Origin of the sequence: Microbacterium sp. SLBN-154 (assembly GCF_006715565.1) — a bacterium.
Classification (GTDB): domain Bacteria; phylum Actinomycetota; class Actinomycetes; order Actinomycetales; family Microbacteriaceae; genus Microbacterium.
Map to the genome: position 1 here is coordinate 1147287 of NZ_VFNL01000001.1, position 14412 is coordinate 1161698.

General features: G+C 69.5%; 13 protein-coding genes. All 13 read left to right on the top strand.

Annotated elements, in window-relative coordinates; translation table 11 throughout:
• The first annotated feature begins 675 nt into the window (after window positions 1-675).
• The 13 genes from FBY40_RS05760 to rpsI all read left to right on the top strand — a co-directional run bounded on the left by FBY40_RS05760 (window position 676) and on the right by rpsI (window position 14402).
• A complete protein-coding gene (locus FBY40_RS05760; protein WP_141937118.1) occupies window positions 676-1728 on the top strand; it encodes a LacI family DNA-binding transcriptional regulator in 1053 nt (350 codons plus the stop codon).
• Window positions 1729-1804: 76 nt separating this feature from the next.
• Window positions 1805-3091, top strand: coding sequence for a sugar ABC transporter substrate-binding protein (locus FBY40_RS05765; protein WP_141937120.1), 1287 nt, complete (start codon window positions 1805-1807; stop codon window positions 3089-3091).
• Window positions 3092-3153: 62 nt separating this feature from the next.
• Window positions 3154-4095 carry a carbohydrate ABC transporter permease gene (locus FBY40_RS05770; RefSeq protein ID WP_141937122.1) on the top strand — a complete coding sequence of 314 codons (942 nt, stop codon included), beginning with the start codon at window positions 3154-3156 and terminating at the stop codon, window positions 4093-4095.
• Between the two features lies 1 nt (window position 4096).
• Window positions 4097-5056, top strand: a complete 960-nt coding sequence (locus tag FBY40_RS05775) for a carbohydrate ABC transporter permease (RefSeq protein WP_141937124.1) — start codon at window positions 4097-4099, stop codon at window positions 5054-5056.
• Between the two features lie 59 nt (window positions 5057-5115).
• Window positions 5116-6075, top strand: a complete 960-nt coding sequence (locus FBY40_RS05780) for a family 43 glycosylhydrolase (RefSeq protein ID WP_141940043.1) — start codon at window positions 5116-5118, stop codon at window positions 6073-6075.
• A gap of 94 nt (window positions 6076-6169) precedes the next feature.
• Window positions 6170-7138, top strand: a complete 969-nt coding sequence (locus tag FBY40_RS05785; RefSeq protein ID WP_141937126.1) for an IS481 family transposase — start codon at window positions 6170-6172, stop codon at window positions 7136-7138.
• A gap of 613 nt (window positions 7139-7751) precedes the next feature.
• A complete protein-coding gene (locus tag FBY40_RS05790) occupies window positions 7752-8633 on the top strand; it encodes an AraC family transcriptional regulator (protein WP_141937128.1) in 882 nt (293 codons plus the stop codon).
• Window positions 8634-8782: 149 nt separating this feature from the next.
• Entirely contained in the window at window positions 8783-9862 is a 1080-nt protein-coding gene (locus FBY40_RS05795; protein WP_141937130.1) for an FUSC family protein, read from the top strand.
• A gap of 31 nt (window positions 9863-9893) precedes the next feature.
• Window positions 9894-10469: an ArsR/SmtB family transcription factor gene (locus tag FBY40_RS05800; protein ID WP_141937132.1), complete on the top strand. Its 576-nt coding sequence runs from the start codon at window positions 9894-9896 to the stop codon at window positions 10467-10469.
• Window positions 10466-11317, top strand: a complete 852-nt coding sequence (locus tag FBY40_RS05805) for a M23 family metallopeptidase (RefSeq protein WP_141937134.1) — start codon at window positions 10466-10468, stop codon at window positions 11315-11317. Before FBY40_RS05800 ends, FBY40_RS05805 begins: the two co-directional genes overlap by 4 nt.
• A gap of 79 nt (window positions 11318-11396) precedes the next feature.
• The gene (locus tag FBY40_RS05810; RefSeq protein WP_141937136.1) at window positions 11397-13172 is read left to right on the top strand and encodes a BCCT family transporter; all 1776 of its coding nucleotides are present in this window, start codon (window positions 11397-11399) and stop codon (window positions 13170-13172) included.
• Window positions 13173-13443: 271 nt separating this feature from the next.
• Window positions 13444-13890, top strand: coding sequence for a 50S ribosomal protein L13 (gene rplM / locus FBY40_RS05815; RefSeq protein WP_124294221.1), 447 nt, complete (start codon window positions 13444-13446; stop codon window positions 13888-13890).
• A gap of 26 nt (window positions 13891-13916) precedes the next feature.
• Window positions 13917-14402 carry a 30S ribosomal protein S9 gene (rpsI, locus tag FBY40_RS05820; protein ID WP_124294220.1) on the top strand — a complete coding sequence of 162 codons (486 nt, stop codon included), beginning with the start codon at window positions 13917-13919 and terminating at the stop codon, window positions 14400-14402.
• Window positions 14403-14412 lie beyond the last annotated feature (10 nt).

Genomic DNA, 14412 nt, shown 5'->3' on the forward strand with positions numbered 1-14412 from the left:
CAGAGGAAGAGCAGGCGCCGGGACCGAGGGCGGGGGGCGTCACAGTCCCGGCGCCTGCGCCTAGACGGCCGGCAGCGGGGGAAGGCTGCGACGACCGGGCCTGCCGGAGGGCATCGCGGCGCCACCGGTCCACCTGACGGTGTGCGTGGCGATCGTCGACATGGATCCCTCTCGGATTCATCGGCGGGTTGCCCGACGGGGCGGACGGGCGGCGGCGACGCGAAATCTTGGGGGCGCGTCGCACGCAAGAGGCGGGGACCTCCTGAGGTGAGGGTATGCCTGCCGGTCGTGCAGGAGAGGGAACCTTCGGGTTTCGGGGCGCGACGTTTCGGGCATAGGGGTTCGGCGGCCTGCGGCATCCGGGATTCCGATATACCGCCCGGGCCCACTCCACTGCACCCTGTCCGTGAAGCGCGAGGGTGCACGCATTCCCCTCGAGGGTGCACGCGCTCCCCCCGAGGGTGCACGCGTTCGCCGTGGACGAGCACGCCCTCGCGGGCAGGGAGCGCACCCTCGCGGGCAGGGAGCGCACCCCCGAGGGCGGGAAGCGCACCCTCGCGGGTGGGGAGTGCACCCCCGCGGGTGGGGAGTGCACCCTCGCGGAAAGGGTTGACGACGCGCGCGGGGGCGGTGCATAATCTGATAAATCGATTTATCACATCACGATGGAGTGACATGAGCCGGCCCCGCATCTCCGACGTCGCCGCCGCCGCGGGCGTGTCGGTCACGACGGTGTCGCTGGTGATGAACGACGTCGAGTCCCGCATCTCCGAGACCACCCGGCAGCGCGTGCGAGAGGCCGCGGTCGCCGTCGGCTACGCGCCGAGCTCGGTGGCGCGAAGTCTCCGCACCCGCCAGACCCGCACGGTCGGCCTCATCTCCGACCAGATCGCCACGACCCCCTTCGCCGGCCGCATGCTCGCGGGTGCGCAGGACGCCGCCCGCGAGAACAACCACCTCGTGATCTTCGTCGACACCGGCGGCGACGTCGGGGTCGAGCGCGACGCGATCTCGGCCCTGCGCGCCCAGCAGGTCGACGCGATGATCTACGCCTGCATGTGGCACCGCGTGGTCGAGGTGCCCGAGTCGCTGCCGGCCGGGTCGGTGTTCCTCGACTGCCGGCCCGTGAACGGCGGCTTCCCGAGCGTCGTCCCCGCCGACCGCGAGGGTGGCTACGCCGCGACCCGCGTGCTCATCGAGGCCGGTCATCGCCGGATCGCCTTCCTCGACACCTCCGACGGCCCGATCGCCTCGTTCCTCCGCCTCGAGGGGTATCACCAGGCGCTGACCGACGCCGGCATCCCCATCGACCCCGCCCTGCACATCCGCGGCGGCGAGTCGACCGCCCACGGTGCCCGCCTCGCCGCCGAGCGCCTGCTCGACCTGCCCGCCGACCAGCGGCCGACCGGCATCTTCTCGTTCAACGACCGCATGGCTGTCGGCGTCTACAACGCCGCGCACCGCCGCGGTCTCCGCATCCCCGACGACCTCTCGGTCGTGGGCTACGACGACCAGCTGCTGGTCGCCGCGGAACAAGACCCACCCCTCACCACCGTCGCCCTGCCCCACTACGAAATGGGTCGCTGGGCGATGGAGGTCGCGCTCGGCGTCCGCGCGGATGGGAACACCGACGCCACGCACCGCATGGAATGTCCCGTCATCCGACGGGAGTCCGTGGGCCCGCCGCCGGCGCACGTCGCCAAACAGAGCCGACGGCGGACCACTTGAGATACCGAACGACCGCCGAAGCGGTCCCCGATCGGTGGTCGACGTAGCGGTCGACCACCAGAACAGGAAATCACAGATGCGCAGAACAGTCCCGGCTTTTGTTGCGGCCGGCGCCATTGGAGCCCTCGCCCTCACCGGCTGCGGGCAGGCCGGCCAGGGCAGCACCACCACCGAAGACGGTCGCACCCAGATCACGATGTGGACCCACTCCGCCGGCAACCCCGCCGAGCTCGAGGTCTACGAACGGATCATCTCCGACTTCAACGCCTCGCAGGATCAGTACGAGGTCGTCGAGGAGTCCTTCCCGCAGGGCGCCTACAACGACGCGATCGTCGCCGCCGCGGCATCCGGAGATCTTCCCTGCCTGCTCGATCTCGACGGCCCGATCATGCCCAACTGGGCGTGGGCGGAGTACATCCAGCCGCTCGGGATCTCCACCGAGATCACCGACTCGCTCCTGCCCACCGCGGTGGGCGTGTGGAACGACGAGATCTACTCCGCCGGCTACTGGGATGCCGCGCTGTCGATCTTCGCCCGTGAGTCGGTGCTGACCGAGAACGGCATCCGCATCCCCACGACCGACCAGCCCTGGACGGCTGAGGAGTTCACCGCCGCCCTCCAGACCCTGAAGGATGCCGGCTACGAGACGCCCATCGACATCGGCGCCGAGGACACCGGCGAGTGGTGGCCCTACGCGTACTCGCCGCTGCTGCAGAGCTTCGGCGGCGACCTCATCGACCGCGACACGATGCTGAGCGCCGACGGTGCGCTCAACGGACCGGAAGCCGTCGCCTGGGGCGAGTGGTTCCAGGGCCTCTTCGCCGAGGGCCTCGCCGGCAACAGCGGCACCCTGGGCAACCAGGAGTTCGTCGACGACGAAGTCGCCCTCAGCTACACCGGTGTCTGGAACGCCCTCGCCTCGGTCGAAGCGATCGGCGACGACCTGCTCATCCTGCCCCCGCCCGACCTCGGAAACGGCCCGGTCATCGGCGGCGGCTCGTGGCAGTGGGCGATCTCGTCCACCTGCGAGGAGGTCGAGGGTGCCCGCGAGTACCTGGAGTTCAGCTTCCAGGACGAGTACATCACCGAGTTCGCCGACAAGCAGATCGTGATCCCCGCGACCGAGGGTGCCGCTGAGGCATCCGAGTACTTCGGCCCCGACGGCGTGCTGCGTCCCTTCGTCGAGCTCTCGCAGCAGTTCGCGGTGCTCCGCCCCGAGACGCCGGCCTACGCGGTGATCTCCACCACGTTCGAGACCGCGGCGAAGGACATCATGAACGGCGCCGACGTGCAGGAGACCCTCGACCGGGCTGTGCAGGAGATCGACGCCAACATCGAATCCAACGACGGCTACGGCTTCTGATCACTGATCGCGCGGGTGGGGAGCCGCCGCTTCCCGCCCGCGCGAGCCGGGAGATACTTCTCATGACTGTCACGCCTCCGACGGTCGCCGCCGAGACACCTCAGCGCGCGACCCGCCGCTTCCGCACCACCAAAGGACGCGAGACCTGGGCGGGCCTGGCGATGATGGCACCCGCCGGCATCCTGCTGGTGCTGTTCCTCATCATCCCCGTCATCCTCGCCTTCACCCTCTCGTTCACCAACGCCCGCCTCATCTCGCCGAACCCGCCGCGCTTCGTCGGATTCGACAACTTCGTCCGGGCCTTCACCAACGACCCGGTCTTCCTCCAGTCGGCCTGGAACACCTTCCTGTTCGCCCTCGTCGTGGTGCCGGTGCAGGCGGGGCTCGGGCTGCTGCTGGCGGTACTCGTCAACAGACGGATGCGAGGGGTCACCGCCTTCCGGGTGATCTTCTTCATCCCGGTCGTCACCTCGATCGTCGTGGTGTCGATCCTGTGGCGCTTCCTCTATCAGCCCAACGGCCTGATCAACTCCATGATCGACACGATCACCTTCGGTGCGTGGTCGGGCATGGACTGGCTGAACAACCCGCAGACCGCGCTCGGCGCGATCATCGTGCTGTCGATCTGGCAGGCCGTGGGGTTCCACATGATCATCTGGCTCGCAGGGCTGCAGACCATCCCCGAGGAGCTCTACGAGGCGGCCAAGATGGACGGCGCCGGCCCCTGGCGCCAGTTCACCAGCGTCACCTGGCCCGGGCTCCGCCCCACCATGGTGTTCGTCCTGGTGACTATCACGATTTCCGCCTTCGCGCTCTTCGTGCAGATCGACGTCATGACCCAGGGCGGCCCCGTCAACAGCACGTCCACGATCGTCTACTACGCCGTGCGCAAGGGATACGAGCAGCAGGAGATCGGCTACGCCGCCGCCATCTCGCTGATCTTCTTCGTCGCGGTGCTCATCATCGCCCTCATCCAGCGGCGCCTGACGAGGGAGAAGGATTGACATGACCGACACCCGCAGCCGCCCGCGCACCGGGCCCGAGGGCCGCGCCGCGGCATCCGCTCGGACCGCCACCGACGCCAGCGAGAAGCGGCGTCGACGCACCGGGAAGTTCTTCCTCTACGCCGCCATGTCGGTGTTCGCGGTGATCTTCCTCTTCCCGCTGGTGTTCATGTTCGTCTCGAGCTTGAAGCCCGACGCCCAGATCCTGCAGGACATCGACTCGCCGATGGCCTTCCTCCCGGTCGGCGATATCAGCCTCGACAACTACTTCGGGGTGTTCGACCGGGTGCCGGTCGCGCAGTTCCTCTTCAACTCGGTGCTCGTTACCGTCCTGACGGTGGGGCTCGGGCTGATCGTGAACTCCATGGCCGGGTTCGCGCTGTCGCGCCTGGCGTGGCGGGGCCGGTTCGTCGTGCTCGCGATCATCATCGCCACCCTGATCGTTCCCTTCGAGACGATCGCGGTGCCGATGGTCTACTGGGTCGCGCAGCTGCCGACCCTCGTGATCGAAGGCGGCGTGCTGAAGTACGACTTCGGATGGCTCAACACCTACGAGGTGCAGATCGTGCCGTTCATCGCCAACGCCTTCTCGATCTTCCTGTTCACGCAGTACTTCTCCACGATCCCGAAGTCGCTCGACGAGGCGGCCCGCATCGACGGCGCGGGCTGGTTCACCATCTACCGGCGGATCATCGTGCCCCTCTCGGGTCCGGCGTTCGCCACGGTGGCGATCCTCACGTTCCTGCCGGCGTGGAACCAGTACCTCTGGCCCCTCATGGTGGTGCAGCGCGAGGAGCTGCGGCCGGTGATGGTCGGCATGCAGTACTTCTTCCAGCTCAACACCGCCTGGGGTGAGGTCATGGCCTACACCTCGCTCATCACCCTTCCCGTCCTCATCGTGTTCCTGGTGTTCCAGCGCGCGTTCGTCTCGTCGATCGCCGCGAGCGGGGTGAAGGGATGACGCGGGGCGCTGTCGCCGGTTCGCTCGACGTCTCTCTCGATGTTTCTGAAAGGTCTGCTGTGTTCGATCTGCCCGGCTCCTGGGTGTGGGATTTCTGGTTCGCCGACGACGGAGAGCAGTACCACCTGTTCTTCCTCTACGCCTCACGCGCGCTCGGCGACCCCGACGCGCGGCACTACCGGGCGGCGATCGGGCACGCGGTCTCGACCGACCTGCAGTCGTGGACGCAGGTCGCCGACGCGCTCGTGCACTCCGATGCGCCGGCGTTCGACGACCTGGCGACGTGGACCGGGTCGGTGGTGCGGCACCCCGACGGCACCTGGTACCTCTTCTATACGGGGTCGTCACTGGATGCCGGGGGGAAGAACGTCCAGCGGATCGGGTACGCGACCTCGCGCGACCTTCTGACCTGGACCAAGGCGCCCGGGCCGGTGCTGTCGGCCGCGGCGCCGTGGTACGAGACGCTCGACTCGGGCGACTGGCACGACGAGGCGTTCCGCGACCCCTGGGTGTTCCCCGACCCGAACGGGAACGGGTGGCACATGTACGTCACGGCGCGCGCGCCCGAGGGGCCCGCGTTCGGGCGCGGTGTGATCGGGCACGCCTGGTCGGCGGACCTCCGCTCGTGGGAGCTGCGCCCGCCGCTCAGCGCGCCGAGCGAGCATGGGTTCGGGCAGCTCGAGGTCACCCAGGTCGAGGTCATCGACGGTCGCCTGGTGCTGATCTTCTCGTGCGGCAGTGAGCACGCGATGCGGTCGCGGGCGGGGGAGCCCGGCGGCGGAGGCACGTGGGCGATCAACGCCGACAGCGTGCTCGGGCCGTTCGACGTCGACGCGGCCTACCCCGTGACTGACGAGCGGCTGTACGTCGGACGGCTCCTGCGGCGGCGCTCTGACGGGCAGTGGCTGCTGTTCGCGTTCCGCAACGCCGACGTCGAGGGGCGTTTCGTCGGGGGAGTGATCGACCCGCTGCCGGTGGCGTGGGTCGGCGACCGGCTGGTGGCGGGGCCGCGCGCGTAGCTGTACTGACCCGGATCGTTGTTGACGTAGGAGAGACCTCCGGGGTCGAGTTGGAGCTGTCTAGTTCTTCAGCTCGAACGCACGGAGGTCTCTCGTGTCTCACGCTAATGCCCGGCTGACTCCGGCTGGCAGGTTGATCATGGTCCAGCGCATCGAATCGGGGCGTGCGGTCGCGCATGTCGCGGCGGAGATGGGGATCTCGCGGACGACGGCGTGGCGGTGGTGGCGCAGGTTCCGCGAATCGGGACCGGCGGGTCTGATCGACCGTTCCAGCGTCGCCCGATCGCATCCCGCCCGCACGGGGCCGTGCGTGGAAACACGTGTGCGGATCGTGCGAGCGTTGACCAGGCGGGGACCGGTGTTCATCGCGGGCCGGCTCGGGATGCAGCCCTCAACCGTCGGCCGAGTGTTACGCCGACACGGAATGCCGTTGCTGCGCGAGGTCGACCCGGTAACCGGGGCGGTGATCCGAGCGGTCCGACGCTCCCCCCGACGCTACGAGCACGCCCGTCCTGGCTCTCTGGTTCACCTCGACGTGAAGAAGCTCGGTCGCATCCCCGACGGCGGTGGATGGCGCGCCCACGGTCGCAGCGAGCAGGTCCGCGGACGCGGCATCGGCTACGACTACGTTCACACCGCCATCGACGATCACTCCCGCCTCGCCTACGCCGAGGTCCACGACGACGAAAAGGGTGCCACCGCCGCGGGCTTCCTCGAACGCGCTGTCGCGTTCTACGCCCGACTCGGCGTCACCGTCGAGCGTGTGATCACCGACAACGCCTTCGCATACCGCAACTCGAACGCATTCCGAGACACCCTCGCCGCGCACGGCATCACGCAGAAATTCATCCGCCCCCACTGCCCCTGGACGAACGGCAAAGTCGAGCGCCTGAACCGCACCCTCGCCACCGAATGGGCCTACGCCCGCCCCTTCACCTCAAACGATCACAGAGCGGCAGCCTTGCCCGCCTGGCTGGACTACTACAACCTAGACAGGCACCACCTCGGCATCGGCGGCATCCCCATCGACCGAATCAACAACGGTCGAGGTCAGTACACCTAGCGCGCGCCCCCGCCCGCCCCGCCCCCGCCCCTCCCGCGAGGGTGCACTCCCTCCCCGCGAAGGTGCACTCCCCGCCCGCGAGGGTGCGCTCCCCGCCCGCGAGGGTGCACTCCCTGCGGCTGCGGGGCCGAAGTCGCGTCCCCGCTGCCCTGAACACGCTGGCGCGCGGAGGTTCGGTCGAGACGCGTACGTTTCGCGACTGATCGTCCGCGTCTCGGCCGATCGTACGCGGCCCGAGGGGCCGGCCCACCCTCCGCGAGGGTGCACGCCCCGCACGCGAGGGGTGCACGTCCTCCCCGCGAGGGTGCACTCCCTGCACGCGAGGGTGCACCGCATGCACGCGAGGGTGTACCCCGTGCCCCTCGGTGGTCCACTCTCGCGGGCAACGCGTGCACCCTCGCGGGCAACGCGTGCACCCGCGCGGGTGGTGCGTGCACCCTGGAGGGTGGTGCGTGCACCCTCGCGGGCAACGCGTGCACCCGCGCGGGTGGCGCGTGCGCCCTCGCGCGCGCCGACCGAGCCGGGCATCGATAGTCGGGCGTGAGACCGCCCGCCCTTCCTAGCATCGACACGTCGGCCATCCGGTCGGCAGGATGACACGGGAAGGAACGCGATGCTCGAACGGTGGAACGACGCGATCGACCTCATCGAGGAGAACCTCGATGCGCAGATCGACGTCGCCGCGCTCGCCCGCGCGGCCGTCACGTCGGAGTACCACTTCCGCCGTGTGTTCTCGGTGCTCGCCGGGATGCCGCTGTCGGAATACGTCCGGCGGCGACGGATGAGCGTCGCCGCCGCCGACGTGCTCGAGGGGAAGCCCCTCATCGACGTCGCGGTGCGTTTCGGGTACGGCTCGGCCGATGCGTTCCGCCGAGCGTTCGTCGCCGTGCACGGGCTCACGCCCGAGCAGGCCCGCCGTCCCGGCGCCATCCTCACGGCCCAGCCTCGTCTGCGGCTGCGTCTCACCATCGAAGGGAGCATCCCCATGCGCCACCGCATCATCGACCTCGAACCGTTCCGCATCGCCGGACCCGGCGCCAGGATTCCGCTGGTGTACCGCGGACCGAACCCCGACATGATCGCGTTCCACCGCTCGTTGCCACCGACGATCGCCGACCAGCTGGCGGCGATCAGCGACATGGATGACCCGGCGGGACCCTTCTCGGTGTCCACCGACTTTGCGCCGGATCGCGCAGACGGCAGCGAGTTCCACTACGTCTACGGGGTCGCGACCCGGCGGTCGGCAGCCGACATCCCGGCGTCGTTCGACACGCTCGAGGTGCCCGCGCACACGTGGGTGGTGTTCGACGTGGCGGCCGAGACCGGGTTCTTCGACGCGCTTCAGCAGGTGTGGGCCGACGCCTACGGCGACTGGTTCCCCTCGCATCCGTATCGCACGGTCGCAGCGCCGGAGATCCTCGCGGTGCACGAGCGGTCGGACGACGGCGACTCCGGCCGCGCCGAGCTCTGGCTCGCCGTCGAGCGGGAGGCTTAGCCGCGCTGCCCCGCGCTGAGCGCGGCGGGGCGAGGGCGGGGCAGCGTACCCGCCCCCGCCGGTTCGGGGAGGCCGTTGAGCGAGGCCCGGCGCTCGCCTACAGTCGCGAGCAGCGATGCCCCCCCTCGCCCCCCCGGAATGAGGCACCCATGGCACAACGCGTCTCGCAGGTCTCCGCGCACTGGTGGCGGGAGATGACGGCACCCGCGCGGCTCCTCATGGCCGCCAAGACGGCGATCGGCTGCGCGCTGGCGTGGGTGCTCGCGCCCCTGCTGCCGACCGAGGACCAGTACTCCTACTACGCCCCGCTGGGCGTGCTGGTGAGCATGTATCCGACCGTCGCGGCATCGGCGCGGTCGGGTGCGCAGGCACTGCTCGGACTCGCCGTCGGGATCGGCCTCGGGCTCCTCGGCATCGTGGCCCTGTTCGCGGGACTCCCCGCCGTGCTGACGCTCGCGCTGGTCATCGCGATCGGGGTGATCATCGGCGGCATCCGTGCGCTGGGTGTCGGCCGGGAGTGGGTGGCGATCGCAGCGCTGTTCGTGCTGCTCTTGAGCGGCTCGCAGGCCGACGACTTCTCGGTGTCGTACCTCTTCACGGTGGGGTTCGGGGTGCTCATCGGGGTGGTCATCAACGTCCTGATCGTGCCGCCGGTCTACCTCGACACCGCGAGCGGGCGCCTGTCGGAGCTGCGCGACGAGATCGCCGAGCTCCTGCGCGTGCTCGCAGACCGCGTGGCCGAGGGGAACATCGACGCCGCGGAGGTGTCCGAGCCCGACGCCGGACTCGACGCCGTCATCGCCGACGTCCACGAGGAGGTGCGCGAGGCCGACGAGAGCCTGCGCGGCAACCCGCGGGGGCGCCGGCACCGCGCCGAGCAGAGGGAGAACCTGCAGCGGATGCGCGCGCTCGAGCGCATCGCGTTCTACAGCCGCGACCTCGCCGATGTCCTCTACGCGCTCGACCGGGAGGAGGACGCCGCGGTCGGACTCGAGACGCGCGCGGCGCTCGCCGACGCGATCCGCCGGTGCGCCGATCTCGTCGCGACCCCCATCGGCGACAGTTCCGCATCGGCGCGATTGGCCGATGCCGACCGGGCCGTGGAGGCCTACGCCGACGCCCTGACCACCGTCGCCGGACCCGCCGGCGTCGCCCGTCGGTCGACTCCGGTCTCCCTCCTCCAGCGGATCATCGATGCATCACTGCCGTTCGTCGCCGACGGGCGGTGACGAACTGTACGTAAGTACGTAATATCGAAGAATGGATGCGACTGCACTCGACGAGCTACGCCAGGAGGTCGCTGCGCTCGCCGCTCGGCTCAGCGCCCTCGAAGCCGCAGCCGCCGCGGCTCCCGCGCCCGCCGCCGCGGATCCCGCGCCCGCCGCCTCTCCCGGCCCCGGCCCCGGTCTCGACCCCGAGACCTTCTGGGCCCTCTACGGACTCCAAGCCCGCCTCGCCGACCACCCGAGCACGACCGACGGCGCGGTGATGCTGGTCGGCTCGGTCCGCCTGCCCGACGGCGGCGGCGACGTGGTCTGGCAGCAGGCGTTCGGCACCGAGGGGCTCATCGCTGCGGAGTGGTCCGCTCATGCCGCCACGCTCGCCGCGCTGGGTCATCCGGTCCGCATCGAGCTGTTGCGGCAGATCCTCGCCGGCCGACACACCACGGCCGAGCTCGCCACCCTCGACGACCTCGGGACCACCGGCCAGCTCCACCATCACCTCCGCCAGCTCGTCGCGGCCGGCTGGGTGCGTCAGAGCGGACGCGGCAGCTACGAGGTGCCGGCCACGCGTGTCGTGCCGCTCCTCGCCGTCATCGCGGGGGCGGAGCGATGACCCGCGTCATCCTCGCCCTGTATCGCGTGCGGGGCGTCCTCTACTATCCGGCCGCCGCAGTGCTCGTTCTCCTCGCCCTCTCGGCCGCACTCTTCCGCGACGTCGAGGCGCCCGTGGTGCGCGCCGTCGTCGCGACGCTGACGGTGCTCGCGCTCCCGGCGGTGGTCGTCGCGGTGCTGTGCGTCCTGCTCTCGGTGCTGGCGCCGCGTCTTCTTCCCGAAAGGGAGCGGATGACGGTGGCCCCGCCCGTCCGCGGACGATGGCTGGCCGTCAACAGCCCCGCCACCAAGGTGCCGAGCCATGGCGTCCGAGCGTGGGGGCAGGCGTATGCGATCGACCTGGTGAGCGAGCCGACCGACGGTGCACGCCCCGCGTTCGGTGAGGGACCTGCCATGCGCCCGCCCGCGGACTACCCCGCTTTCGGTGCACCGGTGTTCGCGATGATCGACGGCACCGTCGTGCGACGCGTCGACGGCATGCGCGACCACCGGTCGCGATCGAGCCTGCTCGCCTTCGCCTACATGATGATCGAGGGGATGCTGCGAGAACTCGGCGGTGCGCGCTTCATCCTCGGCAACCACGTCGTCATCCGAAGCGAGGGTGGCGTGTGCGCGGTGGTCGCGCATCTCCAGCGCGGATCAGTCGCCGTTCAGGTGGGCGACCGGGTGCGCGCGGGCGACGTGATCGCCCGGTGCGGCAACTCCGGCAACACCAGCGAGCCGCACGTGCATGCTCAGCTCATGGACCGCGCGTCGGTGTGGACAGGGCAGGGCGTGCCGCTGGCATTCGCCGTCGACGGTTCGGCGGAGATGCCCGCCGATGGCGAGCACCTGGTCGTCGCCGGGTGAGGGGCCCGCGTACGTTCGGCCACGCCCCGCGCACCCGCTCGAGTGGCGGCCGGCGTGTCGCCCTGGCTAGCCTGGACGGATGGCTGACACCCGAAAGGCCATGACGGCCGACCCCGCCCGGCACTCGACCATCAAACGATGGGTCTTCTGGCCTGCCGCGACGATCGCCCTGGCCTTCAGCGCCTTCGCGCTCCTCGCCCCCGACCTCGCGGAGGCGTCGTTCGGCGCCATCCAGACGAGCATCGTCAACGCCTTCAACTGGTACTACGTGCTGATCGCGGCCTTCTTCGTCGCGTTCGCGCTGTTCCTCGGATTCAGCCGATTCGGCGACATCCGCCTCGGTCGCGACGATGACAAGCCGGAGTTCTCCCTCGGCGCCTGGTTCTCGCTTCTCTTCGCCGCCGGAATGGGCATCGGGCTGGTGTTCTACGGGGTGAGCGAACCCCTCAGCCACTTCGTCTCACCCCGGCCCGGCGTCGCCGGCACCCCCGAACAGCTCGCGCAGGCGGCGCTCAGCCAGACCTATCTCCACTGGGGCGTGCAGGCCTGGTCGATCTACGTGATCGTCGGGCTGAGCCTCGCCTATGCGATCCACCGCCGCAGGCGTCCGATCTCCATCCGATGGGCCCTCGAACCGCTTCTCGGCGACCGGGTCCGCGGCGGCTGGGGGAACGCCATCGACGCCATCGCGCTCGTCGGCACCCTCTTCGGGGTCGCCACCTCGCTCGGCCTCGGTGTGCTGCAGATCTCCGCCGGCCTCGACTTCGCCGGCCTGATCGAGCCGAGTGAGCCGATCCAGCTCGCCATCATCGGCGTCATCTCGGTGCTCGTGCTCATCTCGGTGCTCTCGGGCGTCACCCGGGGCATGAAGTGGCTGTCGTCGTTCAACCTCATCCTCGCCGGCATCCTCGTTCTCTATCTGCTCGTCTTCGGGCAGACCGAGTTCCTGCTGCGCGAGTGGGTGCAGTCGATCGGCAACTACATCCAGAACTTCGTCGGACTGTCGTTCAACGTCACCGCCTTCCAGGGCGAGGCGGGCGAGTCATGGCAGGCCAGCTGGACCTCCTTCTACTGGGGCTGGTGGATCGCCTGGGCGCCGTTCGTCGGCATCTTCATCGCCCGCATCTCGCGAGGCCGAACCGTGCGTCAGTTCGTGATGGGCGTCATCATCGTGCCGACGCTCGTGACGCTGCTGTGGTTCGCCGTCCTCGGCGGGTCGGCGATCTACCTCGAACTCACTCAGCCGGGATCGCTCACCGGGGCCGACGGCTCGGTCGATGTCAACACCGCGCTGTTCCAGCTGCTGCAGTTCCTTCCCGGCACCCCGGTGCTCACGGCCGGTGTGCTGCTGCTCATCACGATCTTCTTCGTGACCTCGGCCGACTCCGGAGCCCTCGTCATGGGCATGATCGCCACCGGCGGCGACATCAACCCGAAGCGCTGGGTGCGGGTGTTCTTCACCCTCACCACCGCCGTCCTCGCGGGCGCGCTGCTCGTGACCGGAGGCCTGCAGGCCCTCCAGACCGCGGCGATCATCATCGCGCTCCCCTTCAGTGTCGTGATGCTCATGATGTGCTGGTCGACCGTCGTCGCCTTCAGTCGCGAGCGGCGGGCGTACGAGCGCGCAGCGCGCGCGCAGTTCGTCGACCAGATCGGCGAGTACTACGGCCTCGAGGTCGAGGAGCCCTCCTCGGCGGGCGTCGTCCACGAGCCGTCGTGGCTGCGGCGCGTCTCGTCCCGTCTCACCGGCCGTCCCGTCTCGACCGGCGAGGTTTCCGAGAACGGGGTGGAGAAATCGGATGCCGCGGAGCCGGCCGATGACGACGACGCCCACCTCGCTCGCAGCGAGAACTGACGAGTGCACCCTCGCGGGAGGGAAGTGCACCCTCGCGGGGGTGGAGTGCACCCTCGCCGGTGGGGAGTGCACCCTCGCGGGCGGGGTGGGGGAGGCGGGTTTGGCCGTGGGGTGCGGATGACGTAAGCTAACCCTTTGGTGCGAAGTCTGCTGGCAGCGCACCGCGAACGTGAGCCCTCCACCGGCCTGTTTCCCCCGGCATCCGTCGGGATAACGACCACCGGAGCGGGATTCACGAACCACTCCGTTCGATCAAGAAAGCAGCACTACTGTGACGCGTACTTTCACTCCCAAGGCTGGCGAGATCCAGCGCGACTGGCTGGTCATCGACGCCACTGACGTCGTTCTCGGCCGCCTCGCCTCGCACGCCGCCGCGCTCCTGCGTGGAAAGCACAAGGCGAGCTTCGCCAACCACCTCGACTCCGGTGACTTCGTCATCATCGTCAACGCCGACAAGGTCGCCCTCACGGGCAACAAGCGCGAGCAGAAGATGGCCTACCGTCACTCGGGTTACCCGGGCGGTCTGAAGGCCGTCACCTACACCGAGCTTCTCGAGAAGAACCCGGTCCGCGCGGTGGAGAAGGCCGTTCGCGGCATGCTCCCCAAGAACAGCCTCGGCCGTGCCCAGCTGTCCAAGCTCAAGGTGTACACCGGTGCCGAGCACCCGCACGCCGCGCAGCAGCCCAAGACGTACACCTTCGACCAGGTCGCCCAGTAAGCGCCGCACACATTAAGGACAGACTCGTGGCGAAGATCTCCGACTCCATCGACACCGACTCCAACTTCTCGACCGAGACCCCGGTCGACACCGACGCCGCAGCCGTCGAGCGCCCCGTGCTCTCGGTCCCCGGCTCGGCCGTGGGCCGCCGCAAGCAGGCCATCGCCCGCGTGCGCCTCATCCCGGGCTCCGGCACCATCACGGTCAACGGCCGCACGTTCGAGGACTACTTCCCGAACAAGCTCCACCAGCAGCTGATCACCGACCCCTTCACGGTGCTGAACCTCACCGGCGCGTACGACGTCATCGTCCGCATCTCGGGTGGCGGCCCCTCGGGCCAGGCCGGCGCGCTGCGCCTCGGCATCGCTCGTGCGCTCAACGAGATCGACGCCGAGAACAACCGCCCGACCCTGAAGAAGGCCGGCTTCCTCTCGCGCGACGCCCGCGTCATCGAGCGCAAGAAGGCGGGTCTGAAGAAGGCCCGCAAGGCTCCGCAGTACTCCAAGCGCTGATCGCGGAAAC

Excerpts from the sequence above, each read along its gene's own strand:
- FBY40_RS05805 (WP_141937134.1), top strand. The coding sequence starts at position 10,466 with ATGACCCGCGTCATCCTCGCCCTGTATCGCGTGCGGGGCGTCCTCTAC.
- FBY40_RS05810 (WP_141937136.1), top strand. The coding sequence starts at position 11,397 with ATGGCTGACACCCGAAAGGCCATGACGGCCGACCCCGCCCGGCACTCG.
- FBY40_RS05775 (WP_141937124.1), top strand. The coding sequence starts at position 4,097 with ATGACCGACACCCGCAGCCGCCCGCGCACCGGGCCCGAGGGCCGCGCC.
- FBY40_RS05795 (WP_141937130.1), top strand. The coding sequence starts at position 8,783 with ATGGCACAACGCGTCTCGCAGGTCTCCGCGCACTGGTGGCGGGAGATG.
- FBY40_RS05770 (WP_141937122.1), top strand. The coding sequence starts at position 3,154 with ATGACTGTCACGCCTCCGACGGTCGCCGCCGAGACACCTCAGCGCGCG.
- FBY40_RS05800 (WP_141937132.1), top strand. The coding sequence starts at position 9,894 with ATGGATGCGACTGCACTCGACGAGCTACGCCAGGAGGTCGCTGCGCTC.
- FBY40_RS05760 (WP_141937118.1), top strand. The coding sequence starts at position 676 with ATGAGCCGGCCCCGCATCTCCGACGTCGCCGCCGCCGCGGGCGTGTCG.
- FBY40_RS05765 (WP_141937120.1), top strand. The coding sequence starts at position 1,805 with ATGCGCAGAACAGTCCCGGCTTTTGTTGCGGCCGGCGCCATTGGAGCC.
- FBY40_RS05790 (WP_141937128.1), top strand. The coding sequence starts at position 7,752 with ATGCTCGAACGGTGGAACGACGCGATCGACCTCATCGAGGAGAACCTC.